General features: G+C 58.2%; 17 protein-coding genes. 8 read left to right on the forward strand and 9 right to left on the reverse strand.

Annotated features, from left to right (window positions below):
- The 3 genes from zwf to HRR99_RS02020 form a co-directional block, all read right to left on the reverse strand.
- Complete coding sequence (gene zwf, locus HRR99_RS02010) at positions 1-1,476, reverse strand: glucose-6-phosphate dehydrogenase (protein WP_045229777.1); 1,476 nt, start codon at positions 1,474-1,476, stop codon at positions 1-3.
- 154 nt (positions 1,477-1,630) lie between these two features.
- Positions 1,631-2,917, reverse strand: coding sequence for an NAD(P)/FAD-dependent oxidoreductase (locus tag HRR99_RS02015; protein WP_233122566.1), 1,287 nt, complete (start codon positions 2,915-2,917; stop codon positions 1,631-1,633).
- A 10-nt stretch (positions 2,918-2,927) separates the two neighbouring features.
- Positions 2,928-4,364, reverse strand: a complete 1,437-nt coding sequence (locus HRR99_RS02020) for a glutamine synthetase family protein (RefSeq protein WP_111840895.1) — start codon at positions 4,362-4,364, stop codon at positions 2,928-2,930.
- Positions 4,365-4,492: 128 nt separating this feature from the next.
- Between HRR99_RS02020 and HRR99_RS02025 the strand changes: the two genes are divergently transcribed.
- From HRR99_RS02025 to HRR99_RS02030, 3 genes are all read left to right on the forward strand, one after another.
- Complete coding sequence (locus HRR99_RS02025) at positions 4,493-5,677, forward strand: BaiN/RdsA family NAD(P)/FAD-dependent oxidoreductase (protein WP_233122567.1); 1,185 nt, start codon at positions 4,493-4,495, stop codon at positions 5,675-5,677.
- 142 nt (positions 5,678-5,819) lie between these two features.
- Complete coding sequence (locus tag HRR99_RS23145) at positions 5,820-5,951, forward strand: hypothetical protein (protein WP_277877893.1); 132 nt, start codon at positions 5,820-5,822, stop codon at positions 5,949-5,951.
- A 250-nt stretch (positions 5,952-6,201) separates the two neighbouring features.
- The gene (locus HRR99_RS02030; RefSeq protein ID WP_233122568.1) at positions 6,202-7,074 is read left to right on the forward strand and encodes a LysR family transcriptional regulator; all 873 of its coding nucleotides are present in this window, start codon (positions 6,202-6,204) and stop codon (positions 7,072-7,074) included.
- A gap of 8 nt (positions 7,075-7,082) precedes the next feature.
- Here HRR99_RS02030 and HRR99_RS02035 read toward each other — a convergent pair whose 3' ends face one another.
- Together HRR99_RS02035 and aceA are read right to left on the reverse strand one after the other, a co-directional pair.
- Entirely contained in the window at positions 7,083-7,328 is a 246-nt protein-coding gene (locus HRR99_RS02035) for an SMc00767 family acetate metabolism repressor (protein WP_045229770.1), read from the reverse strand.
- 94 nt (positions 7,329-7,422) lie between these two features.
- Positions 7,423-8,712, reverse strand: a complete 1,290-nt coding sequence (aceA, locus tag HRR99_RS02040; protein ID WP_233122569.1) for an isocitrate lyase — start codon at positions 8,710-8,712, stop codon at positions 7,423-7,425.
- A 237-nt stretch (positions 8,713-8,949) separates the two neighbouring features.
- On the opposite strand from aceA, the gene HRR99_RS02045 reads away from it, so the two are divergent.
- From HRR99_RS02045 to HRR99_RS02065, 5 genes are all read left to right on the forward strand, one after another.
- The gene (locus HRR99_RS02045) at positions 8,950-10,368 is read left to right on the forward strand and encodes a helix-turn-helix domain-containing protein (RefSeq protein ID WP_233123543.1); all 1,419 of its coding nucleotides are present in this window, start codon (positions 8,950-8,952) and stop codon (positions 10,366-10,368) included.
- Between the two features lie 133 nt (positions 10,369-10,501).
- Entirely contained in the window at positions 10,502-11,602 is a 1,101-nt protein-coding gene (locus HRR99_RS02050; RefSeq protein WP_112498855.1) for a polyamine ABC transporter substrate-binding protein, read from the forward strand.
- A gap of 78 nt (positions 11,603-11,680) precedes the next feature.
- Positions 11,681-12,823, forward strand: a complete 1,143-nt coding sequence (locus HRR99_RS02055; RefSeq protein ID WP_112498854.1) for an ABC transporter ATP-binding protein — start codon at positions 11,681-11,683, stop codon at positions 12,821-12,823.
- A 13-nt stretch (positions 12,824-12,836) separates the two neighbouring features.
- Positions 12,837-13,745, forward strand: coding sequence for an ABC transporter permease subunit (locus HRR99_RS02060; protein WP_233122570.1), 909 nt, complete (start codon positions 12,837-12,839; stop codon positions 13,743-13,745).
- Between the two features lie 2 nt (positions 13,746-13,747).
- Positions 13,748-14,560, forward strand: coding sequence for an ABC transporter permease (locus HRR99_RS02065; RefSeq protein WP_111840903.1), 813 nt, complete (start codon positions 13,748-13,750; stop codon positions 14,558-14,560).
- A 262-nt stretch (positions 14,561-14,822) separates the two neighbouring features.
- Here the strand turns inward: HRR99_RS02065 and HRR99_RS02070 are convergent, their stop codons facing one another.
- The 4 genes from HRR99_RS02070 to HRR99_RS02085 form a co-directional block, all read right to left on the reverse strand.
- Positions 14,823-15,539: a hypothetical protein gene (locus HRR99_RS02070; RefSeq protein WP_233122571.1), complete on the reverse strand. Its 717-nt coding sequence runs from the start codon at positions 15,537-15,539 to the stop codon at positions 14,823-14,825.
- The gene (locus HRR99_RS02075) at positions 15,532-16,623 is read right to left on the reverse strand and encodes a GSCFA domain-containing protein (RefSeq protein WP_233122572.1); all 1,092 of its coding nucleotides are present in this window, start codon (positions 16,621-16,623) and stop codon (positions 15,532-15,534) included. Before HRR99_RS02075 ends, HRR99_RS02070 begins: the two co-directional genes overlap by 8 nt.
- A 123-nt stretch (positions 16,624-16,746) precedes the next feature.
- A complete protein-coding gene (locus HRR99_RS02080; RefSeq protein WP_233123544.1) occupies positions 16,747-18,336 on the reverse strand; it encodes an ABC transporter permease in 1,590 nt (529 codons plus the stop codon).
- Positions 18,337-18,531: 195 nt separating this feature from the next.
- The gene (locus HRR99_RS02085) at positions 18,532-22,128 is read right to left on the reverse strand and encodes an ATP-binding protein (protein WP_233122573.1); all 3,597 of its coding nucleotides are present in this window, start codon (positions 22,126-22,128) and stop codon (positions 18,532-18,534) included.
- Positions 22,129-22,171: the final 43 nt, after the last annotated feature.

Genomic DNA, 22,171 nt, shown 5'->3' on the forward strand with positions numbered 1-22,171 from the left:
TTAATCGGCTTCGTGCCATGTGCGGCCATCGCGTTCGATCAGTGCGATCGAACCGCTTGGGCCCCATGTGCCTGAGGTGTAACCCTGAACGCCCTGGCCCACGGCTTCCCAGCTTTTCAGAATAGGATCGACCCATTTCCATGCTGCTTCCACTTCGTCGCGGCGCATGAACAGGGCCTGATTGGAGCGGATGGTGTCCATCAACAGACGCTCATAGGCATCGGGGCTGCGCACGTTGAAGGCCTGTGCAAAGCTCATATCCAGCGAAACCTGACGCAGGCGCATGCCGCCTGGACCTGGGTCCTTGATGAGAAGAGACTGCTTGACGCCCTCATCCGGCTGCAGGCGAATGACCAGCTTATTGGCCTCGACCTTGCCAGCCGCATCGTCAAAGATCGAATGCGGGATCTGCTTGAATGTAACGACGATCTCGGAAACGCGGGTCGCAAGACGCTTGCCTGTGCGGATGTAGAACGGCACGCCCGCCCAGCGCCAGTTGGCGATCTCCGCTTTGATGGCAACGAAGGTTTCGGTGTTGGAAACGCCGCCTTCCAGCTCTTCCAGATAGCCTTTCACAGGACCACCGGCAGAGGCACCCGCGCGGTACTGACCGCGCACCGTCAGCTTCTCGACATTGGATTCATCGATCAGCTTCAGCGAACGCAGAACCTTGACCTTCTCGTCACGCACCGCTTCCGCATCCATGGAGGAGGGAGGCTCCATCGCAACAAGGCACAGCAATTGCAGAATGTGGTTCTGCACCATGTCGCGCAGCGCGCCGGCCTTGTCGTAATATCCGGCGCGGCCTTCCAGACCGACGGATTCGGCAACCGTGATCTGCACGTGGTCGATATGGGCGGAATTCCACAGCGGCTCGTAGAGCGCATTGGCAAACCGCAGAACCATCAGGTTCTGCACGGTTTCCTTGCCGAGATAGTGGTCGATACGGAAGATTTGCTCTTCCTTGAAGACATTGCCCAGCGTGTCGTTGAGTTCCAGCGCAGAGGCGAGATCGCGGCCGATCGGCTTTTCCACGACGATACGGGTGGATTTGGTGATGAGCTTGTGATCGCGGATCTTGAAGGCGATATCGCCGAAAATGCCGGGTGCAACGGCGAGATAAAAGGCGCGGATGCGATCCTTGCCTTCGTCCAGCAGCTTCTTCAACTTGTCCCAGCCGCCATCGGACTTGGCATCGACGGGAATGTAGAACAGGCGGGCGCAGAATTTTGCGACCTGTTCATCGTCATATTCGCCCTTCTTGAGATGCTCTTTCAGGGCATCCTGTGCGAATTTGCGATATTCCTCATGGGTCATGACCGAACGGGAGGCGCCAATGATGCGTGTCGGTTCAGACAGCTGGTTTTCCACCTGGCGGTGGTAAAGGGCTGGCAGAAGCTTGCGCTCGGCCAGATCGCCAGTGCCGCCGAAGACGACGCAATCGAAGGGCTCTACTGGAATGATTTGACTGCTCATACCGATTCTCTCGATCTTTCCATGTTGAGGGCATCCATAATCTAATCGATTTAAAAATGCCAGACGTGTTGTAAGAATTTATGAATTTTGCGTGCAAGCCGTTGTTTCTGTTCACTATGAGGATGTCTCACGAACATCTGCTCCAAACGCTCAATTAAAACCTGTCGCGCAATGCGTACCATGAAAGCGCCAGAAACAGCAGGGGTGCGCGCAACGTGGTGCCGCCCGGAAACGACGGGACATCCAGTGAGGCGAACTGGTCCAGTGCCTTATCCTTGGCAACGACCATATCCGCATAAAGCTTGCCGCAATAATTCGCCAGCATCACGCCATGGCCGGAATAGCCACCGATGGACATTACACCCGGCATCACTTCTCGCACGAAGGGCTGGCGCGTCAGCGTAATGCCCACCGATCCACCCCAGGCATGGGTCATCTCGATGGCATTCAAGGCCGGATATATCTCCGCAATCTGCTTGCGGATGTGTTTGGAAATGTCTCGCGGCGAATCCGCCGTATAGGCCTCGCGCCCGCCAAACAGCAGCCGGTTATCGGGCGTCTTGCGGAAGTAGCGCACCACGAAACGGCTGTCGGCAACCGCTTCTTTCCCCGGAATGATATCAGGAAAATCATCCAGCGGCACGGTCGCGCCGATGAAGGAGCGGATCGGCATGACATGCGCTGCCGTGACCGGCTCCAGATTGCCGATATGGGCATTGGTGGCGATCAACACACGGTTGGAGGTGATGGTGCCGGACGACGTTTTGATCAGCGTCTTGCCGCCCGACTGCGCAATGGATTTGGCCGGCGTCATTTCGAAGATCTGCGCACCAGCCGCCTTCGCTGCCTTCGCCAGCCCAATGACGAGTTTCAGCGGATGAATATGGCCGGTGCCGGTGTCGCGCACGCCGAAATGATAATGGTCGGAGCCCAGCCGCTGCGCCGTTTCAGCCTTCTCCATGAAGGAAACGTGGCTATAGCCATAACGACTGCGCATCGCCTCGACGCTTTTGCGATAGTCCCTCTCGTAGGACGCCTTGTGCAGAACGTTCAACTGGCCCGGCAGAAACTCCATGTCGATAGCGTGCTCGCGGGCGAAGTCCAGCACATAGTGTTTGGCGCTCTCGGCAATGTCGAACAGCGCCTTGGAGCGCTCAAAGCCGATGTCCTTTTCCAGATCATCCGGCCACGCGCGCTGGCCGGTGCCGAACTGGCCGCCATTGCGACCGGATGCGCCGTCGCCAAACCTGTAACCTTCGACAAGCGCAACAGAAACGCCAGCCTTGGCCAGATTATAGGCCGCCTGTAAGCCGGTAAAGCCACCGCCGATGATGGCCACGTCCACCGTGCGCGAACCATCCATCGCCGCATATTCGGGCCGCTCGCTCAGACTGTCCTGATACCAGGACATGCCGGGCGCTATCGGGCTTTGCCATGTCATGGGTATGCCCTCACACGTTCAACAGCAGGAATTCCCGTTCCCACGGGCTGATCACCTGCATGAAGGTCTCGAACTCGCCACGCTTCAAACCGGCGTAGAGGCCGACGAATTCGTGCCCAAAGACACGCTCCAGCTGCGGTTCGCCTTCCAGCAGTGCCACGGCTTCCAAAAGACCGCGTGGCAACTCGATTGAGCCTTCGTTCGCCGTCTCATAGGTCGGTTCGGTCGGTTCTATATTGTTCATAATGCCAAGCCAGCCGCAGGCGAGTGACGCCGCGATGGCGAGATACGGGTTCGCATCGGAACTTGGCAGGCGGTTTTCCACGCGCCGTGCCGAAGGGCCTGATATCGGCACGCGAAACGCCGTCGTGCGGTTGTCGTAACCCCAGGCATTGTTGACCGGGCAGGCCATGTCAGGCGTCAGGCGGCGGTAGGAGTTCACGTAAGGTGCCAGCATGACCAGTGCATTCGGCACATAACGCTGCATGCCGCCGACGAAGGAGAAGAACTCTTTCGACGGGCTGCCATCCTTGTTGGAAAACACGTTATCGCCGGTCTCGATATCCACCACCGACTGGTGAATATGCATGGCAGAACCGGGCATGCCCTGCATGGGTTTGGCCATGAAGGTGGCATAGATACCGTGTTTAAGTGCCGCCTCGCGGATCGTGCGCTTGAACAGGAACACCTGATCGGCAAGCTCGATGGGATCGCCATGGCGAAGGTTGATTTCCAGCTGCGCCGGACCTTCTTCGTGGATCAGCGTGTCGATCTCCAGACCCTGCTTTTCCGAGAAGTGATAGATATCGTCGATTAATTCGTCGAATTCGTTGATACCGGCAATAGAATAGCTCTGCCCGCCAACGATGGAGCGGCCGGAACGCCCCTTTGGCGGATGCAGCGGGTAATCCGGGTCGTCATTCATGGCCACGAGATAGAACTCGATTTCCGGAGCAACGACCGGCTTCCAGCCCTTGTCCTTGTAGAGATCAAGCACGTTTCGCAGCACGTTGCGCGGCGTATAGGGAACGAACTTGCCTTCCTGATCCACGACATCGCAGATGACCTGTGCGGTAGGGTCGCTCTCCCACGGCACGACGCAAAGCGTGGAAAGATCGGGCACCAGCTTCAGGTCGCTATCGCGCGGTTCATAACGGAAGTTTGCCGTCTCATCCGGGTATTCGCCAGAAATCGTGTGGCGATAAAGCGCGGATGGAAGCGCCAGCGATGTATCGCCGGTGAATTTGGAAGTCGGCATCATCTTGCCGCGGGGAACGCCTGCAAGGTCCGGGGTAATGCATTCGATGTCCTCGATGCCGCGGGCTTTCAGCCACTGCGCGGCTTCGCGCCATGTAGAGCAACCGCGTGTCGGAGAGACGTCAACTTGTATTTTCTTCGCCATGTTTGCCGGTTTTTTCGGATGGAGCATGGTTTTCTTGGGAGGCATAAATCACCGGCTTTGTGTTTCGATTGGCACTATCATAGTCAGACTTTGGCAATTGGCGAGGGGGGAAGCGCCATTGACAACAGACCTGACTTCGAAAAGAGGAAGTACACTGAAACTAGGGAAACTCCATGACGGAAAAATGTAACGTGCTGATTTTAGGCGCAGGCGCCGCTGGCATGATGTGCGCCATCCGTGCCGGTCAGCGTGGCCGTTCCGTCATCATCATCGATCACGCCAAGGCACCGGGCGAGAAAATCCGCATTTCCGGTGGTGGTCGCTGCAACTTTACCAATGTCCATGCGGCCCCGAAGAATTACCTCTCGAGCAATCCGCATTTCGCCAAATCCGCCTTGGCCCGTTACACGCCGCGCGACTTCATTGCCCTTGTCGAAAAGCACCGAATCCCGTTTCACGAAAAGACGCTTGGCCAATTGTTCTGCGATGACAGCGCCAAGGACATTATCCGCATGCTGCTGGCGGAAATGCAGGCCGTGGGCGTGAAGCTCAGGTTGCAAACGGAGATTGCTTCGGTGGAAGCCATTCCGACTGGTGGCTTTCGTGTTGCGACTTCATCCAGCATCATCGAAACGGAAAGTCTGGTGCTGGCGACCGGTGGAAAATCCATTCCGAAAATGGGCGCGACCGGCTTCGCCTATCGTATTGGCGAACAATTCGGCCTCGGCATCATCGAAACGCGCCCCGGCCTCGTGCCTTTGGCGCTGGAGCCAACGCAGCTTGAAAAGCTCTCGGCTCTCTCCGGCATCGCCGTTCCAGCCGAAATTTCCCTTGGCAAAACCTCGTTCAATGAGGCGCTGCTGTTCACGCACCGAGGGCTAAGCGGCCCATCCATTTTGCAGATATCATCCTACTGGCGCGAGGGTGATGAGATCAGCCTGAAGATGGAGCCCGATCTGGACATTATCGGCCATCTGAAAGCGGTGAAAAAGACCAACGGTCGCCAGTCTGCTCAAACCGCACTGGGCGAAATCCTGCCCAAGCGACTGGCGCAGCATGTGGTGGAGCGGGCAGGGGTTACCGGCAACATTGGCGATATGTCCGACAAGACATTATCGGCGCTGACTGCCGCAGTGCAGGAGTGGTCCATAAAGCCCTCCGGTTCGGAAGGATATCGCACTGCGGAAGTCACGCTCGGCGGCGTCGATACCACCCATCTCGACTCCAAATCCATGCAGGCCAAAACCGTGCCGGGCCTCTATTTCATCGGCGAATGCGTTGACGTGACGGGCTGGCTAGGTGGCTATAATTTCCAGTGGGCATGGGCATCCGGCCACGCCGCCGGGGAATCTGTGTAAAGCCTCGACATCTTAATGCCTTATTAAGAGACGCGGAGTCATGCTGATCGAATGCCAGCACAACGCAAGTTGATACATGATGTCCCGCTGGACGCCGGAACCCGGCATCGATCGGTTATGTTTCTCGTTCAGGAAGCCGCTCATGATGATGTCCAGAAAACCCGCCCGCGCCATCGCAATTGCTCGCACCGCCAATGACACCGCCGTCTATGCCTTCCGCCTGACCATGATTTCGGCGGGTGCGATTGCTGCGTTTCTCGTGCTGTTGCACTAAGTTTTTCATCGCATAGCCGCAAAATATGATGACAGCTTTGGCACATCGCCAAGGCGCTGACGCCTGCGCCGCCTCTGCATAAAACCTGTCCTCCTCCTCTCGCGCGTTTCGGGGCGTGTCGGGACGGGTAATCTTCAACAAAGCCAGTGCCGAATAAAGCTCTTGCATAAATGCCTCCGTATTTGAGGCTCAAGCATGAGCGATATTTTTTGATTTATATGCAGCCAAGAATGCCCTATGTTTTTCACTGATGAAAAACCTCGGTTGGGATGCATTTCAGATTTTCCTTGATGTCGCCCGCAGCGGTGGCCTCACCGGCGCGACCACAACGTCGGGCCTCAGTGCAGCGACGATCGGACGGCGGATGCTGGAGCTGGAGCAGACGCTCGGCAAATCCCTCTTCCTTCGCAGCCAGACCGGTTACCTGCTGACCGCCGATGGTCGTGCGTTGCTCGATCAACTTCAGGCCATGGAAGACGCGGCCCGCAATATCGACGGCTGGCGCAAATCCGGGGCGGCTTCGTCACTGGTGCGCATTGCCGCAGGCACTTGGAACACCCATCTACTCACCACCAACTTTTCAGCCATTTGCAGCGAGCGCGATGATTTCCGTGTCGATCTCTTTGTGGCGGAACAACGTGCCAGCCTGGCCCACCGCGAAAACGATATTGGCATCCGCGCGTTCGAGCCGGAAGAACGCAATCTCGCCGCCATCAAAACCGGTGACGTTGCCTATGCGGCCTATCGATTGCGCAATGCCGCAGCCTCCATCCGTGATCGCTGGGTAGCCGTTTCCACCGACAGCGCGATTTCCGCCTATCTGCGTTGGCCGCACGAAAACAGGGTCGGAAACATCGTGGTCACGGTCAACCGCCCAACGGCCTTGCTGGACCTGGCACTGGCTGGCGCAGGCGTGGCAGTGTTGCCCTGTTTCATCGGCGATGCGGAGGCGCGACTGGTGCGCGAGGGTGAGGTCATCGAGGAACTGCGCCACAAGCAATGGATCGTCATGAACAACGAAGACCGCCACCGTCGTGACATCAGGACGGTGGCGGATCGCATGGTGAAGCTGATCAAGGGGCATTCCGATCTCTTCGCCGGACGGCACAACCGCCCGGTTTGAGATTGGGGTCAAGCCGCAGCCTTACCCTGCGCGACGATGACAGGGATCAGCAGATCGCCCCAGTTGCCATCACCGCCATGGTGGCGGGCGGAGCGGACGAGCTCTACCGATACACCGGCCTCGACCGCATTCATGACCGCCTGGTTGAGGCGGTGCAGGTCGTTTGCCAGCATGCGGATGGCGCTTTGCTGATCCTGGCTCATGGATGAGGACTGCTCCTCGGTGCGTTCCTTAACTCTCGAAATCGAAGCCATTGGTTTTCCTCCGTTCAATGGGCTTGAAGCTGGTGTCTCGTTTGTCGCATGTCGTTATCGCAAAACCGCGGCACACTTTTGCGCGACATGCTTGTCATTCCGCAGCGGGGCGGAACTGGTCGTGTTCGGTCGATTCCTTCATCGCCGTGGTGGATGAGGTGCCGCCGGATATGGCGACGGAGACCGCATCGAAATAGCCGGTGCCGACTTCGCGCTGGTGCTTGGTGGCGGTGTAGCCGTTGATTTCGGCGGCGAATTCCGCTTCCTGAAGCTCCGAATAGGCTGCCATCTGCCGGTCCTTATAGCCGCGTGCCAGTTCGAACATGCCGTAGTTGAGTTGGTGGAAACCGGCAAGTGTGATGAACTGGAACTTGTAGCCCATGGCACCGAGTTCGCGCTGGAACTTGGCAATCGTCGCATCATCCAAGTGTTTCTTCCAGTTGAACGAAGGCGAGCAATTGTATGCCAGCTTCTTGCCCGGATGCACCTTGTGCACGCCTTCCGCAAAGCGCTTGGCCTGTTCCAGATCCGGCTTGGATGTTTCGCACCAGATGAGATCGCAATAGGGCGCATAGGCGTTGGCGCGGGCAATGCACGGTTCCAGCCCGTTTTTGACCGGGTAGAAGCCCTCGACCGTGCGCCCGGCATCGTAATCCACGAAGGGCTGGTCGCGCTCATCGATATCAGACGTCAGAAGCTTTGCGGCTTCCGCATCGGTGCGGGCTATGACCAGCGTCGGCGTGCCCATGACGTCTGCGGCCAAACGCGCCGCCGTCAGGTTGCGGATATGCGCCGCTGTCGGGATCAGAACCTTGCCGCCCAGATGGCCGCATTTCTTTTCAGATGCCAACTGGTCTTCATAATGAACACCCGCAGCCCCGGCCTCGATAAAGGCCTTCATGATTTCGAACGCATTCAGCGGGCCACCGAAGCCGGCTTCCGCATCGGCAACGATGGGTGCAAACCATGTGTCGACGGACAGGCCCTTGCCTTCGGCAGTCTCGATCTGGTCGGCGCGCTGCAAGGTCTTGTTGATGCGCTTCGCCAGTTCAGGCGCTGCATTGGCCGGGTAAAGCGATTGATCCGGGTACATCGCCGATGCCGTGTTGGCGTCTGCCGCAACCTGCCAGCCCGAGAGATAGATCGCCTTCAGACCGGCGCGAACCATCTGCATGGCCTGATTGCCGGAAAGCGCGCCGAGCGCATTGATGTAGCTTTCCTCGTTGATCAGCTTCCACAATCGGTTCGCGCCCATTTCCGCCAGCGAATGACGGATTTCGACGGAGCCGCGCAACCTCTCAACGTCCGTTGTTGTGTAAGTGCGCTCAATGCCATCGTAACGGCCTCTGGGTGCGCCCGGAACCAGCTTGTAAAAATCAGTCATGTCTCTCTCCCTTGTCAGAACCGAAAATCCCTCCACACATCGTTACTCCAATATGATGTGTGATCCGATGTGACTGAATTTACAGTTTCGATAATTTTTACGCCAGATAAAAAGGAAAATCAGTGACTTGAAAGAGGTCATGCTGTATCGCCTTTGACAGGGTGGAGTTGTAAAATTGTAAATTTTGTAAAAGTCGTGCACGACTAATTTTGTGTGGATTTTGTAAAGGGAGGAGGTCTGGTGGAGGCCAAGATATTTGCAGGGCCGCGCGTCCGGCGTGTGCGTAACGGGTTGGGTCTGACGCAGACGGCCATGGCCGAGGCGCTGTCGATCTCGCCGTCCTATCTCAATCTCATCGAGCGCAATCAGCGCCCGCTGACCGTCCAGCTGCTGTTGAAACTGAGCTCCGTTTATAAGGTCGATCTGGACGATTTGCAGGGCGAAAGCGGCGGCATTGCCAGCCAGTTGCGGGAAGTCTTTGCCGATCCGCTGCTGGCGGGCGAGGTGCCATCGGGGCAGGAACTGGTCGAGGTGGCGGAAGCGGCACCCAATGCGGCCAGCGGCATCACCAAGCTTTATCGTGCTTATAAGGAGCAGGCACAGCGCCTGAGCGATCTGTCAGACCTTCTGGCGCGGGAAGGGCACCAGACAACACTGTCGGCCACCCGCCTGCCGATCGACGAAGTCAGGGAAATCTTCGAGCGGCGTGCGGCACATTTCGCGCAGCTGGATGTGGCGGCGGAAGCTTTTCATGCGGCGCTGTCGCCCGGTGACGACTTGGCGCAGGCGCTGAAAAGCTGGCTTCAGAAAAACCACGGCATCGTCGTGCGCTCCATGCCCGTCCACGCCATGCCAAACCTGCGCCGACGTTATGACCGGCACTCCATGCGGCTGTTTCTATCCGAGCGCCTGTCGCCGCAGGACCAGTTGCGCGAAATGGCGATGGAGGCCTGTCTTCTGGCGCTGACGGAGGAGATTGGTGCAGAACTGCAAGCGCTGGCGCTATCAGGTGAAGAGGCCAAGCGCATCGCCCGTTTCGAGCTTGCCCGTTACGCCGCCCATGCGCTGATGATGCCCTACGGTGCGTTTCTCAGCGCTGCCCAGCGGGCGCGCTACGACATCGATATCCTACGCGGGCGCTTCAATGTGTCGTTCGAGCAGGTGGCGAACCGTCTCGTCACGCTGGCGCGTCCCGGTGCTTCCGGCATTCCGTTTTTTCTGATGGAAATCGACAGCGCCGGAAACCGATTTCGCAAGGCGGGCGCACAAGGCTTTCCGCAGGCAAAGTTCGGTGGGCAGTGCGTCAAGCTCAACGTCCACGCCGCTTTTTCCCAGCCGGGGCAGGTGCTGGTCGAACAGGTGGAGATGCCGGATGGCGGGGCTTATCTCACCATCGCCCGCTCGCTGGATGGGCCGCAGGCGGGGTTTGGAGAGCGCATTCGTCGCACGGCCATTATGGTCGCCTGCGATGCGGCGCTGGCGAAAGAGACTATTTACGGCGATGTCGTTGGCATCAAGGCCGGTACCATCGCCATCGGCCCATCCTGTCGGCTGTGTGAGCGGCAGGGCTGTCTGTCGCGGGCGGAGGCTCCATTGACGCGGCCGCTGGGGCTGGATGAAATGGTGACGGGCTTGAGCGTTTTCGATTTTCAGTGAGTGCTTTCAACACAATTGTTTGAAATTGCCGCGCTGCACATTTCCTGCTTGCCGCCGCAACTTTTCCTTTCTAGTCTCTGGCAAAACAAGGGGATCACGCGTCTTCCCACGGCGCGTTCAAACAGGAGATATCATGAAACATCGTTCGCTTCGTTTCAGCCTCGCCGTTGCCGCAGCCGTTCTGGCCGCTGGCACCGCATTTGCGCAGGAAAAGGTCGTCCACGTCTACAACTGGTCGGACTATATCGATCCTGCCCTTTTGGAAGAATTCACCAAGGAAACCGGCATCAAGGTCGTTTACGACGTCTATGACGGCAACGAAGTGCTGGAAACCAAGTTGCTGGCTGGCAACTCCGGTTATGATGTGGTCGCGCCGACATCGCCGTTCCTGGCGCGTCAGATCAAGGCTGGGGTCTACCAGAAGCTGGACAAGTCCAAGCTTCCGAACCTCAAGAACATGTGGCCGGAAATTACCACGCGCCTGTCGCAGTATGATCCCGGCAATGAATATGCCGTCAACTACATGTGGGGCACCACCGGCATCGGCTACAACGTCGCCAAGATCAAGGCTGCACTCGGCGATGATGTTAAGGTCGATAGCTGGGATATTCTGTTCAAGCCGGAAAACGCGGCCAAGCTGAAGTCCTGCGGCATCAACATTCTCGATGCATCCGACGAAACTTTCGCCATCGCCATGAACTACATCGGCAAGAACCCGGACAGCAAGGAAACGGCTGATCTGGAAGCCGGTGGCGATGTCTACAAGGCCATCCGTCCTTCGGTCAAAACCTTCAATTCCTCGGCCTATATCGATGAGCTGGCCAATGGCGACAGCTGCATCACCATCGGCTGGTCCGGCGATATTCTCCAGGCCAAGACCCGCGCCGAGGAAGCAAAGAACGGCGTTGAAGTGAACTACGTCATTCCGAAAGAAGGCACCTATATCTGGATGGATTCCTTTGCCATTCCCGCAGATGCCAAGAATGTTGATGCAGCGCACGCCTTCATCAACTTCATGATGAAGCCTGATGTTGCCGCCAAGGCTTCGGATTACGTCCAATATGCCAACGGCAACCTTGCGTCGCAGCCGCTAATGGATGAGGCTGTCTCCAAGAACCCGGGCGTTTACCCGGATGCGGAGACGATGAAGAAGCTCTTCACCATTTCGCCCTATGGACCGAAAGAACAGCGCGTTCTCAACCGCGTCTGGACCCAGATAAAAACCGGCAGCTGACCGGGTTTTCAAAAGGGGCGGGTGGAAACTCCTGCCCCTTTCTCGTTCAGCCTTTACATAAAACAAATGGGACAGTTCATGGCGAAATCTCTTGGCCCGGTTAAACGCAAATTCTCTCCATGGACTGATCCGGCGGCGGCTCCGTTCATCCGGTTTGAGAATGTCACCAAGAGGTTTGGCGATTTCGTCGCCGTGGATAATTTGACGCTGGATATTTACGAGCGCGAATTCTTCTCGCTGCTCGGCCCATCCGGCTGCGGCAAGACCACGCTGATGCGCATGCTGGCCGGTTTCGAGGAGCCGACGGAAGGTCGTATCCTCTTGCAGGGCAAGGACATCTCCGGCGTACCGCCCTATAAGCGGCCCACCAATATGATGTTCCAGTCCTACGCCTTGTTTCCGCATATGTCGGTGGAAAAGAACATCGCCTTCGGTCTTGAGCAGGATGGTCTGCCCAAAGCAGATATCAAGCTCCGCGTCGAGGAAATGCTGCGCATGGTCAAGCTCACCGAGTTTGCCAAACGCAAGCCGAGCCAGCTTTCCGGCGGGCAGCGTCAACGCGTGGCGCTGGCGCGCTCTCTGGCCAAGCGGCCAAAGGTGCTGTTGCTGGACGAGCCGCTTGGCGCGCTGGACAAGAAGCTGCGCGAGGAAACCCAGTTCGAGTTGATGGACCTTCAGCAAACGCTTGGTACCACCTTCCTCATCGTCACCCATGATCAGGAAGAAGCGATGACGGTATCTGACCGCATTGCCGTGATGGACAAGGGCATCGTCGCGCAGGTAGCAACACCGGCTGAAATTTACGAAGCCCCCAACAGCCGCTACGTGGCGGACTTCATCGGTGACATCAACATCTTCGACGCCACCGTCACGTCCAAGACAGGCCCTGCCGTGCAACTGGATTGCGATGGTCTTGATGTCACCGTGGAGCAGGAATGCGCCGCCGCAATCGGCGACAGGGTGGCCTTTGCCGTCCGCCCGGAAAAGGTCCGCATTTCACTGGATGCACCGACGGAGACATCGCCGAACGTGGCGCATGGCGAGGTCTGGGATATCGGCTATCTCGGCGATTTCTCGGTGTTCATCGTCAAGCTGGACGATGGCCGGGTCATTCGTGCCGCGCAGGCCAATGTCTCGCGTCTGGTCGATAGGCCCATCACCTTCGGGGATATGGTCTGGCTCAACTGGAAAGCCGATTCCGGTCTGGTTCTCACACGCTGAGGGAGGGTTGAACATGGCGATTTCGTCCCCGGAAAACCGGCAAAGCCCCACCCGTTGGCTGGTGGTGGCCATACCCTATCTCTGGCTGCTGCTGTTCTTCGCGGCACCCTTCCTCATCATTCTGAAAATCTCCTTTTCAGACACCGCCATCGCCATGCCGCCCTATACGCCGGTCTTCGAAGGCTTTGCCAGGATCGGCGATTTCTTTTCGCAGCTGGATTTCGAGAACTATCTCTTCCTGACCGAGGACCCGCTTTATATCGAAGCCTATCTGTCGTCGCTGCGCATCGCCTTCATCTCGACCTTCCTTCTGCTGTTGATCGGCTACCCCATGGCGCTGGCCATGGCGCGTGCTCCCAGCACCATCCGACCCACGCTGGTGATGCTGGTCATCCTGCCGTTCTGGACCTCGTTCCTCATACGCGTTTACGCCTGGATCGGCATTCTGAAGCCCGAAGGCCTCTTGACGTTGCTGTTCCAGACCACCGGACTTCTCGGGCCGGACGAACAGGTCAACATCTTCCGCACCGATACCGCCGTCTTCATCGGCATCGTCTATTCCTACCTGCCCTTCATGGTGCTGCCGCTTTACGCTGCGCTGGAAAAGCTGGATGCGACACTGTTGGAAGCAGCCAACGATCTGGGATGCCCACCGTGGAAAGCGTTCTGGAAAATCACCCTCCCGCTGTCTCTGCCGGGCGTCATCGCCGGATCGATGATCTGCTTCATTCCCATCACCGGCGAGTTCGTCATTCCCGATTTGCTGGGCGGCGCAGAAACTCTGATGATCGGCAAGACGCTTTGGACGGAGTTCTTCGGCAATCGTGACTGGCCGTTGGCATCTGCCGTGGCGGTGCTGTTGCTGCTGTTGCTCGTCGTGCCCATCGCCATCTTCCAGAACCAGCAGAAGAAGGTGGCATAGACATGAAGCGCGGCAAGTTCGATACGACTATTCTCACCTTCTGCTTTGCTTTTCTCTACATCCCCATCATCATTCTGGTGATCTATTCCTTCAATGCCTCCAAGCTGGTCACGGTGTGGGGCGGCTTTTCGCTGCAATGGTACAGCTCCATGTGGTCCAACCAGGGCCTGATGGATGCGGCATGGATCACCGCGCGCGTCGCCGTTCTCAGTGCCACCATCGGCACCATTCTCGGCACGCTGGCGGCACTGTCGCTCACGCGGTTCTCTCGCTTTCCGGGCCGTATCCTGTTTTCCGGCATGATCTATGCGCCACTGGTCATGCCGGAGGTGATCACCGGCCTGTCGCTGTTGCTGCTCTTCGTGGCCGTGGGCGTGGACCGCAGTTTCTGGACCGTGGTCATCGCGCATACGACTTTCACCATGTGTTACGTGGCGATTGTCGTGCAATCACGCCTGCTAACCTTCGACCGCAGTCTGGAAGAAGCCGCGCTCGATCTCGGTTGCCCGCCGGTCAAAACCTTCTTCCGCATCACGCTACCGCTCATCCTGCCCGCCGTCGTCGCCGGGTGGATGCTGGCCTTTTCGTTGTCGCTAGACGATCTCGTCATCGCCAGCTTCACGACCGGGCCGGGTGCCACGACGCTGCCGATCAAGATCTACTCGCAGGTGCGTCTTGGTGTGACGCCTGAGATCAATGCCATCTGCACCATCCTGATCGCGCTCGTCACCATCGGCGTCATCTGCGCCTCCATCGCTTCTAAACGTGGCGAATTGCAGCGCATGCGCGATGAACATGCGGCGGCGAAAGGATGAACCGGCAACTGAGCAGCGTCTCGCGAAATCCGGCGAATAATCTTAGGAATTTGTTGTCCCTAAATGGTGTAGTCGCCCTTTAACCCTTTGTTAAATGGCCATGTTCCAAATGGTAGGCAACGTGGGTGCACTCAATGAGAGGGTGACCGGGCCGGTGGCTCAAAGACATGATGTTGTTTTATTCCGACTCTCGTTAATAAGCACAAACTCTCAAGGCAGCTTCGGCTGCCTTTTCTTTTCGACGGATGCGCCTCATGACAAGTCAGGACTGCTCCACGTCCTGAAGAATTTTTTCCAGCATAAGGCGTCCGTATTCGACATTGGCGTGATAGTCGCCCGGTTGTTTTGCAAAGACGTCGAGCATCGCGCCATCTGCATCGTAAACCGACGAAGGTGGATGGTGGTAAGCGATGCCCATGTCTTCCAGTTGTGCCGTCGCGCGGTCGCGGAACCGATTGTAGATAAAAGCGATCTCGCCGTCAGCGAATTGGGTTTTCCCGGCCAACCTTTGATAGCTTGATGGTACAGGGCAACAGGAAGCAACCGAGAACTCAACGTTCATGCCACGCAGTGTGCGGAAGAACGACATAGGCTCTATCAGCGTGTGATCGATGATCGCGTCAAAGCCGCTCTTGGAGACGAATTGTCGGTCCTGAGACCAGATTGCGGCAGTGTGTGTCGTCCAGTGCTTTTGATCGAAACCAAAGCTTGGATAGAGCCCGAACATGAAGACGAAGCGTCGAGGATCGTTTCGGCAAATGACGGTCGGATGATCCGGGTTGATTTTCTCGAATATCGCCTTCGCAGGCGCCTGGGTAAACGCGACGGTATCGTTGTCGGCGGAAAAGAAAGGCTCCAGAAAGTTATAGCCGTGCCCCATCTGGGCGATACGCAATTGCCCATGACGGCTGTTGAAGGAGACATGCTTGATCGCCTCCGCCAGCGCGATGATGTGCGAATCTCCGATGATTTCAAGCATAACCAAGCTCCTGCGCCTGCATCATTTCCTCGCAGACGATCTCATGGTCGCCAATATTGATTGGCCTGCTTGTCATCGCGGAGGGTGCGGACGTGCCGCCCCGGTGCTCTTTGAAAAAATGTGACATGACGTAATCGACACCTGCGGGCGTTACCGTACGCAGGTTGGGATCGTAGAAAATACCGCGCCCGCTCGGCGCTGCGATGATCTCATAGGAGGGGAAATAATCGACGAAATCGGCTTCATTCGAAAGATGGCCTGCAACCGCACGCAGCACGGACTTGGAATACAGCGATGCCGCGAGAACGTGATCATCGCTCTTGGTCGCAGTCAGCGGAACGGGGGAGACGGTCAGCACGAATTTTATATCGGCATTGACCTCACGCCAACGCGTGATGATGGCAACGAGGTCTTCGAAAATCTCGAAGTAGTTGAAGTTTTTGAATTCGTATTCGCTCTCGTCAAACCGACCGGCCACCGTGCCAGGGCAAAGCGGAAAAACGGCGCCATCGCTTTTGGCAATCCAGGCTTCGGTCAGGCCCAGCGTGAAGACGAAGACTTCCGTTTTGGTAAAGAGCTCTCTGATCGCAGCGAAATGGGACTGGCGGGAGCGCTCCAGTTCTGCGACGCTTGAAAACGGCTCAGGCTCCAGCAGCGGACGGAATGGATCGACCACGCCTTCGCCCTTGCGCCACGCTTGCTCACCGGGCGTGAACCGGCCAAATGCCCGGTCAAACGTCTGGAGCAACTGCCGTGCGCTGTAAATGTTGCAATAGCGGGCGGAATAGACCCCATAATTGTAGCTCTTGGCCTGCGCTGGCGGAAAAAGAGGTGGCGCGGGTTCGAAGTCCGTGAAGGCAAAACCGTTCTTTTTCAGCGATGTGGCAACATGCTGCGCAAAGCAGCTGCCGGCTGTCGCAATTGCCGTTTGGGGGAAGATGTCGAATTTCTTCTTGTACAGATTTTCCAACTGCAACGCATGGGTCTCTGCCACCGCTTTGCGCCAGATCGCCCGGTCGGGGAGCGCACTATAGGGGTGGGAGCCAAGCTCAGCGTTTGCGGAATCTGTTTGCGCGATACTCATGCGTATCCTTCATGCCTCTTCTCTATCCACGTCGGAAAGGAAGGGCTTGAGGAATGAGCAGCATTACTTTCCTCGGCAAACATATCCGCCAAGGCTTTCTTCAGGCTGGTGCAGATGGCTGGATTACTGCCCGCCAGCCTCGCCTTTATGATCCAGCGATCGCGACACCAGCAGCACGGGTATCAGCCCGGCAGCGATGATGATGAGGGCGGGGATGGAAGCGTCCTGCACCTTGGAGCGTGATGCGTCTTCGTAGACGAGTGTTGCCAGCGTGTTGAAGTTGAAGGGGCGCAGCATGATGGTGGCGGGGAGTTCTTTGAGGGATTCGATGAAAACCAGCAGCGCCGCCGTGATGGCGGCAGGGCGGATGTTGGGTAAGAGAACGGTGATGAGCGTCTGCGCACGGTTGCGCCCCAGCGTCCTAGCCGCCATGTCGATGTGAGGCGAGAGCTTTTGAAAGCCCGCATCGATGGTGCCTTCCGCCAGTGTCATGAAGCGGACGCTGTGCGCATAGATGATGGCAAAGGCCGTGCCTGACAACAGAAGTCCGGTCGAGTAATTCATGTGCAGTCGCAAAAATCCATCCAGCGCATTGTCGAGCGCCGATAACGGCAACAGCACGCCGATCGCCAGCACGGTGCCGGGTATGCCATAACCGAGCGAGCCGATGCGGCTTGCCGACCGCGCCATCGGCGATGCGTTGACCCGCTGCACATAGGCAAAGATAAAGCCGCAGACGAGGGTGATCAGCGCCGCAGACAGCGAGACCTCCAGACTGTGGGCGAGCGCCTTGAGCAGTTTGGGGTCCGACAGCGCGCCAAGCCGTTTCAACGCATAACCACCCAGAACCAGCACCGGGATGGCAAAGCCCGAGAGGATTGGCAGCAGGCAAAACATCGTGGCAGCCCAGCCGCGTGCACCTGGCAGAGGCTTGAGGGCAAAGCGTTGCGTCATCGCCGTCGACTTGGCGGCTGAAAATCGCTGGCGGCTGCGTGCCCGCCTTTCCGTGATGATGAGCGCCGCGACGATGAGGATGAGGACCGAGGCGATCTGTGTCGCGCCTGCCAGATTGCCACGGTTCAGCCATGTCTCGTAAATGGCGAAGGTCAGCGTGCGAACACCGAGATATTCGATGGCCCCGATGTCATTCAGCGTTTCCATCATCACCAGGGCGAGGCCGATGATGATGGCGGGCCTTGCCATAGGCAGTTGCACGGACAGGAATATGCGCAGCGGACTTGCGCCGAGTGTTCTGGCGGCTTCCGTTGCATAGCGGCCTTGCAGGCCGAACGCCGCTCTGACTGAAAGATAGACATACGGATAAAGAACGGAGCTGAGCACCAGCACCGCACCGCCGAGAGACCGGATATCGGGAAACCAGTAATCCCTGATCGAATGATAGCCGAACAGCGTGCGGACGGCACTCTGCACCGGTCCGGTAAAATCCAGAAACTCGCCGAACGCGTATGCCGCAAGATAGGACGGAATTGCGAGCGGCAGAACCAGCGCGACCGAAAGGGCACGGCGCAGCGGAAACTGGAAAGTGCTAACCAGCCATGCTGCGATGATGCCGAATACGGCGGCAGCAAGTCCTGTCATGGAAAGCAGCAATAGCGTTTGGCCGCCTGCGCGCGGCAAAACATTGACCAGCAGGTGGCGCCAGCCATCGGTGCCGCCCGTGGCCGCGATGGAGAAGATCGCGATCAGCGGCATGGCGACCGCGACAGCAAGAACCAGTGTGCCGAGCGAAAGCCCCGAAGGTTTCAGGCTTCGGGCAACCGTGCGGGTAGGGGAAGCATGGGACAGCGGCAAGCTCTGATCCTTCCGGCACCGGCACTGGCCGATGGGCAGCTTAAAAATGCGAGAAGAGCGGATAGCGCTCTCCCACATTGCTAATCCCGTCAGGGGCTAGTTCGCAAGCACGCGCTGCGAGGGAAAGCTGATTTCCACCAGCGTTCCCTCATTGGGGGCCGATGTGATCGAGAAGTTGGCGCGGTTCGCATCCACCATCGCCTTGGTCAGCGGCAGGCCAAGGCCGGTGCCATCTCCCCGCACACGGCTGCTGGAGGCTGCAACCTGACGGAACGGTTTCATAGCCTGTTCCAGCTCGGCCCGGGTCATGCCGATGCCGGTATCGCGAATGCGCAGCACGACGCTGCCGTTCGCCTCATAGGCCGTGGACACCACGATCTGTCCGCCTGAAGGTGTGAACTTGATGGCGTTCGACAGCACATTGAGCATGATCTGCTTGATGGAGCGCAGATCGGCAACGATCGGCGGCACGGACTGCGACAATGCAGTGCGGATGATGACGCGCTGATTGTTGGCCTGCGGCTGCACAATGGAAACGGCCTCAGCAATCGTATCATTCAAGGCAACCGCCTTGAAGTCGACATCCATCTGCCCCGCCTCGATTTTAGAGATGTCGAGAAGGTCGTTGACGATATCAAGAACATGGCGGCCAGAGCGCACGATGTCATTGGAATATTCGACGTAGCGCGGATGACCGACCGGGCCGAACCGCTCCGTCGCCATCATGTCCGCAAAGCCGATGATCGCATTCAACGGCGTGCGGATTTCATGGCTGACGCGGGCAAGGAAATCCGTCTTGTGGGCATTGGCGGTTTCTGCGGCGCGTTTGGCGTTGCGCAAATCTTCCTCGGTGCGCTTCCATTGGGTAATGTCGCGGATGACGGCGCAGTAGCCGTTGGAGGATTTCAACCGACCGATGGTCATGAACAATGGCAGGAAACCGCCAGACGCTTCACGACCGATCACCTCGCGGCCATCGTTCAGCACGCTGGCAACGCCGTTATTGGCAAGCCCGGAAAGGTAATCCAGCACGGCCCGCTGGCTTTCATGCGCAAACAGGGTCACGAACGGCTTGGCGGAAAGTTCGTCATGATCGTAGTTGAACAGCGCGCTGGCCGACCGGTTGAGCGAGCGAATGGTACCGTCTTCACCCAGCAGCACAACGCCATCCGTTGCTGTTTCCAGAATGGAGTGCAGCTCCTCGACCTGACCTTTCAGATCGGTGACTTCGGCATCCGTTTCTCCAACAGGTGCTTCGCTATTGCTGTTGGCGGGCAGGGGATGCGCGGTTTGCTCATCCGTCGGGATCAGCGACAGCATCAACGCACCCGCATCTTCCCAGCGAATGGATTGTAGCCGCGCCTTGACCGGGATCAGCTCGTTATCGGCGCTGACGGCAACCATACCGCCCGAGCGTTCCGACACCGCGTCCAGTTCATCCCGTTGCAGCAGCGCATCGAGACCACCGACCTCGGCCAACTCTTCGGCTGTCGAATAACCCGTCAACCGCAGAAACTCCGGGTTGGCGTGGATCAGCCGGTCACCGCTGTGGATGAGAAGCGCGAGCGGCATCTGGTCTATCGTCTCTGCCGTCAAGGTCGCGGCGGGACGCAGCGGCGCGCGCTGCCCGGTAATGGCGTCATTTGCCTCTTCAGCATCCGCACCGCGGGCCGAGGCGAGTGGCACAACGAAGCTGACAGGCTCATCGCCCCGCGTATAATCCGCGAAGTCGTCATCTTCGGCCTGCGGCTCCACGACCGTCACTTCCGGGGTGGAAGGCTCATCCTGCGGCTGCACATCGGCCACGATTTCGGGCTCAGGGGCGATGATATCCGCCGTCTCCTGAGCATCCATTTCCTGATGCTCGGCGCCACCGTCGTCATCGCTGACCGCAGGCTTCAATGTGCGGGCAATTTCCTGAAAGGCCGCACGCTCGCTGACGGTCAATTGCTCGCGGCTTTTGGCACGCCGGTCTTCGAACTGCACCACCTTGTCGGAATAACGGCGGTTCGGCGTCTCGGTGATCCTGAGCGCAGGCACTTCATGGTCGGGCGGCTCGTAGCTGCGCGGCTCGTCTTCCGCTACGTTTTCATTCACCGCGTCAGGAATGGAAGTGGGCTGAACCTCGGCTTCTTCATCCTCCTGCGGCAGGGAAAACAGCGTTTCCTCGTCAACAGGCGCTGGCTCGATGGTCTCCGGCTGCACCTCTTCGGCAGACAGCGGTCCGGCAGCAAGAGACAGGCCAACCGCATTCGGATCTTCCACCGCGTCGCCAATGCGCACGATGCCAAAGCCCCGGAAGCCGTCGAATTCACGCGAGCGGGTATAGGTCGGCAGCGCGGCCAGATCGATGGGAACGGTCAGCGATGTGCCTTCGACGGGCCAAAAGATCGTCTTGCCGGACCATGTATCACGCCGGTTCAAAAGCTCGGTGATCTTGCCATCGGGGTCCAGATTGAACAGGGCAGCGAGATCGGAAAAGCTCATGCCCTCGACATTGGCAGCCTTCGGTCCGACAGCATCGGAAAATTCCCGCGAGATCGAGGTGAAACGTCCGGCCGCATCGATTTTCCAGACAAAGCGGGAGGCACGACGGTTCGGATCGAACACGAAGGGCGCGTCTTCGCCAGCCTGCTTTGTGTCAGGTTCCGCGTTGTCAATGGTGGCGACGGCGGGCTCTGCCAGCAGCGGCAGCTCGGGCTCAGCCTCGACCACCTGCGCTTCTGGCTCTTCGTCAACGATCGGCATCGGTTCTGCTGGTTGTTCGAGCTCGTCTTCGGCCAGAGCCTCGTTCGCAACCTCCGGCTCTGCCGCTTCCACGGCAACCGCGTCCGCAATCACCTCGGCATCATCATCAGCGTCCTGCGGCTCGGAGATATCATCGATATCCGCCACTGCATCCGGCGCATCGGCAATGGTCTGCGCTGCTTCATCGGCCATTTCGACAGGCGCAGTTGGCTCCGGTTCAGGCTCTACCTGCGGCTCCGGCTTCGTCTGCGTGAATTCGGCGGAAGGATCGAGCGTACCGATGACGGTCTCGACCACAAACAACAAATTGAGTTCCGGGTCCTGCGATAGCTGTCCAGCGGCGGCGGGCAGATAGCCTTTGCCTGCCGGCACAGGCCGCTTCACCAGCTTGCCCTGCTGGCTGGACGCCATGGAAACAAGGGTGCGCGTGGTGACCGGTGTGATGCCGAGCCCGGCGAACCCAGTGGATGCCGCCAGGATTTTGCTGTTTGCATCCAGCACGGCCATGTGAATATCGGGATCGTCAAAACCCTCTATCATCCGGCGCGCACGTTCCTGCAATGAAGGGATGGCAGCATCGATAGGAGCGGTAAACAGCAGGGTCTGCTCGCCTGCTTCCACCTCGATGATCTCGGCAGTTGCGACGACTGAAACGCTTCTAAAGCCGGAATGAATACGGATCGTGAACTGACCGCTATCGCCGGTCTTTACAAGACGCCCCGCCGTTGCGGAAAACTGGCGGAACGTCACGTCCTGCTGTCTTGGTCCACGTTCCAGAAAATCATAGATCATCGGAGTACCGAACAGTGCGGCACCGCGACCGTTTGCCCAGAGCGCACTTTGCAAATCCATCGAAAACAGGGCCATGGCTTCGCCCCGACCGAAATGGTCTCGAACACGCTCATGAACTGCAATGTCTATAAATGGATATTGTACGGCGGGCATGGGTAACCTATTCTGGGCACGACCTGACCTCACGCAACCGCTA

The organism is Agrobacterium vaccinii, from assembly GCF_021310995.1.
In the GTDB taxonomy this organism is placed as follows: domain Bacteria; phylum Pseudomonadota; class Alphaproteobacteria; order Rhizobiales; family Rhizobiaceae; genus Agrobacterium; species Agrobacterium vaccinii.

Excerpts from the sequence above, each read along its gene's own strand:
- HRR99_RS02080 (WP_233123544.1), bottom strand. The coding sequence starts at position 18,336 with ATGCCGCTGATCGCGATCTTCTCCATCGCGGCCACGGGCGGCACCGAT.
- aceA (WP_233122569.1), bottom strand. The coding sequence starts at position 8,712 with ATGACTGATTTTTACAAGCTGGTTCCGGGCGCACCCAGAGGCCGTTAC.
- HRR99_RS02030 (WP_233122568.1), top strand. The coding sequence starts at position 6,202 with ATGAAAAACCTCGGTTGGGATGCATTTCAGATTTTCCTTGATGTCGCC.
- zwf (WP_045229777.1), bottom strand. The coding sequence starts at position 1,476 with ATGAGCAGTCAAATCATTCCAGTAGAGCCCTTCGATTGCGTCGTCTTC.
- HRR99_RS02055 (WP_112498854.1), top strand. The coding sequence starts at position 11,681 with ATGGCGAAATCTCTTGGCCCGGTTAAACGCAAATTCTCTCCATGGACT.
- HRR99_RS02035 (WP_045229770.1), bottom strand. The coding sequence starts at position 7,328 with ATGGCTTCGATTTCGAGAGTTAAGGAACGCACCGAGGAGCAGTCCTCA.
- HRR99_RS02060 (WP_233122570.1), top strand. The coding sequence starts at position 12,837 with ATGGCGATTTCGTCCCCGGAAAACCGGCAAAGCCCCACCCGTTGGCTG.
- HRR99_RS02065 (WP_111840903.1), top strand. The coding sequence starts at position 13,748 with ATGAAGCGCGGCAAGTTCGATACGACTATTCTCACCTTCTGCTTTGCT.
- HRR99_RS02050 (WP_112498855.1), top strand. The coding sequence starts at position 10,502 with ATGAAACATCGTTCGCTTCGTTTCAGCCTCGCCGTTGCCGCAGCCGTT.
- HRR99_RS02020 (WP_111840895.1), bottom strand. The coding sequence starts at position 4,364 with ATGCCTCCCAAGAAAACCATGCTCCATCCGAAAAAACCGGCAAACATG.
- HRR99_RS02085 (WP_233122573.1), bottom strand. The coding sequence starts at position 22,128 with ATGCCCGCCGTACAATATCCATTTATAGACATTGCAGTTCATGAGCGT.
- HRR99_RS23145 (WP_277877893.1), top strand. The coding sequence starts at position 5,820 with ATGATGATGTCCAGAAAACCCGCCCGCGCCATCGCAATTGCTCGCACC.
- HRR99_RS02070 (WP_233122571.1), bottom strand. The coding sequence starts at position 15,539 with ATGCTTGAAATCATCGGAGATTCGCACATCATCGCGCTGGCGGAGGCG.
- HRR99_RS02025 (WP_233122567.1), top strand. The coding sequence starts at position 4,493 with ATGACGGAAAAATGTAACGTGCTGATTTTAGGCGCAGGCGCCGCTGGC.
- HRR99_RS02075 (WP_233122572.1), bottom strand. The coding sequence starts at position 16,623 with ATGAGTATCGCGCAAACAGATTCCGCAAACGCTGAGCTTGGCTCCCAC.
- HRR99_RS02015 (WP_233122566.1), bottom strand. The coding sequence starts at position 2,917 with ATGACATGGCAAAGCCCGATAGCGCCCGGCATGTCCTGGTATCAGGAC.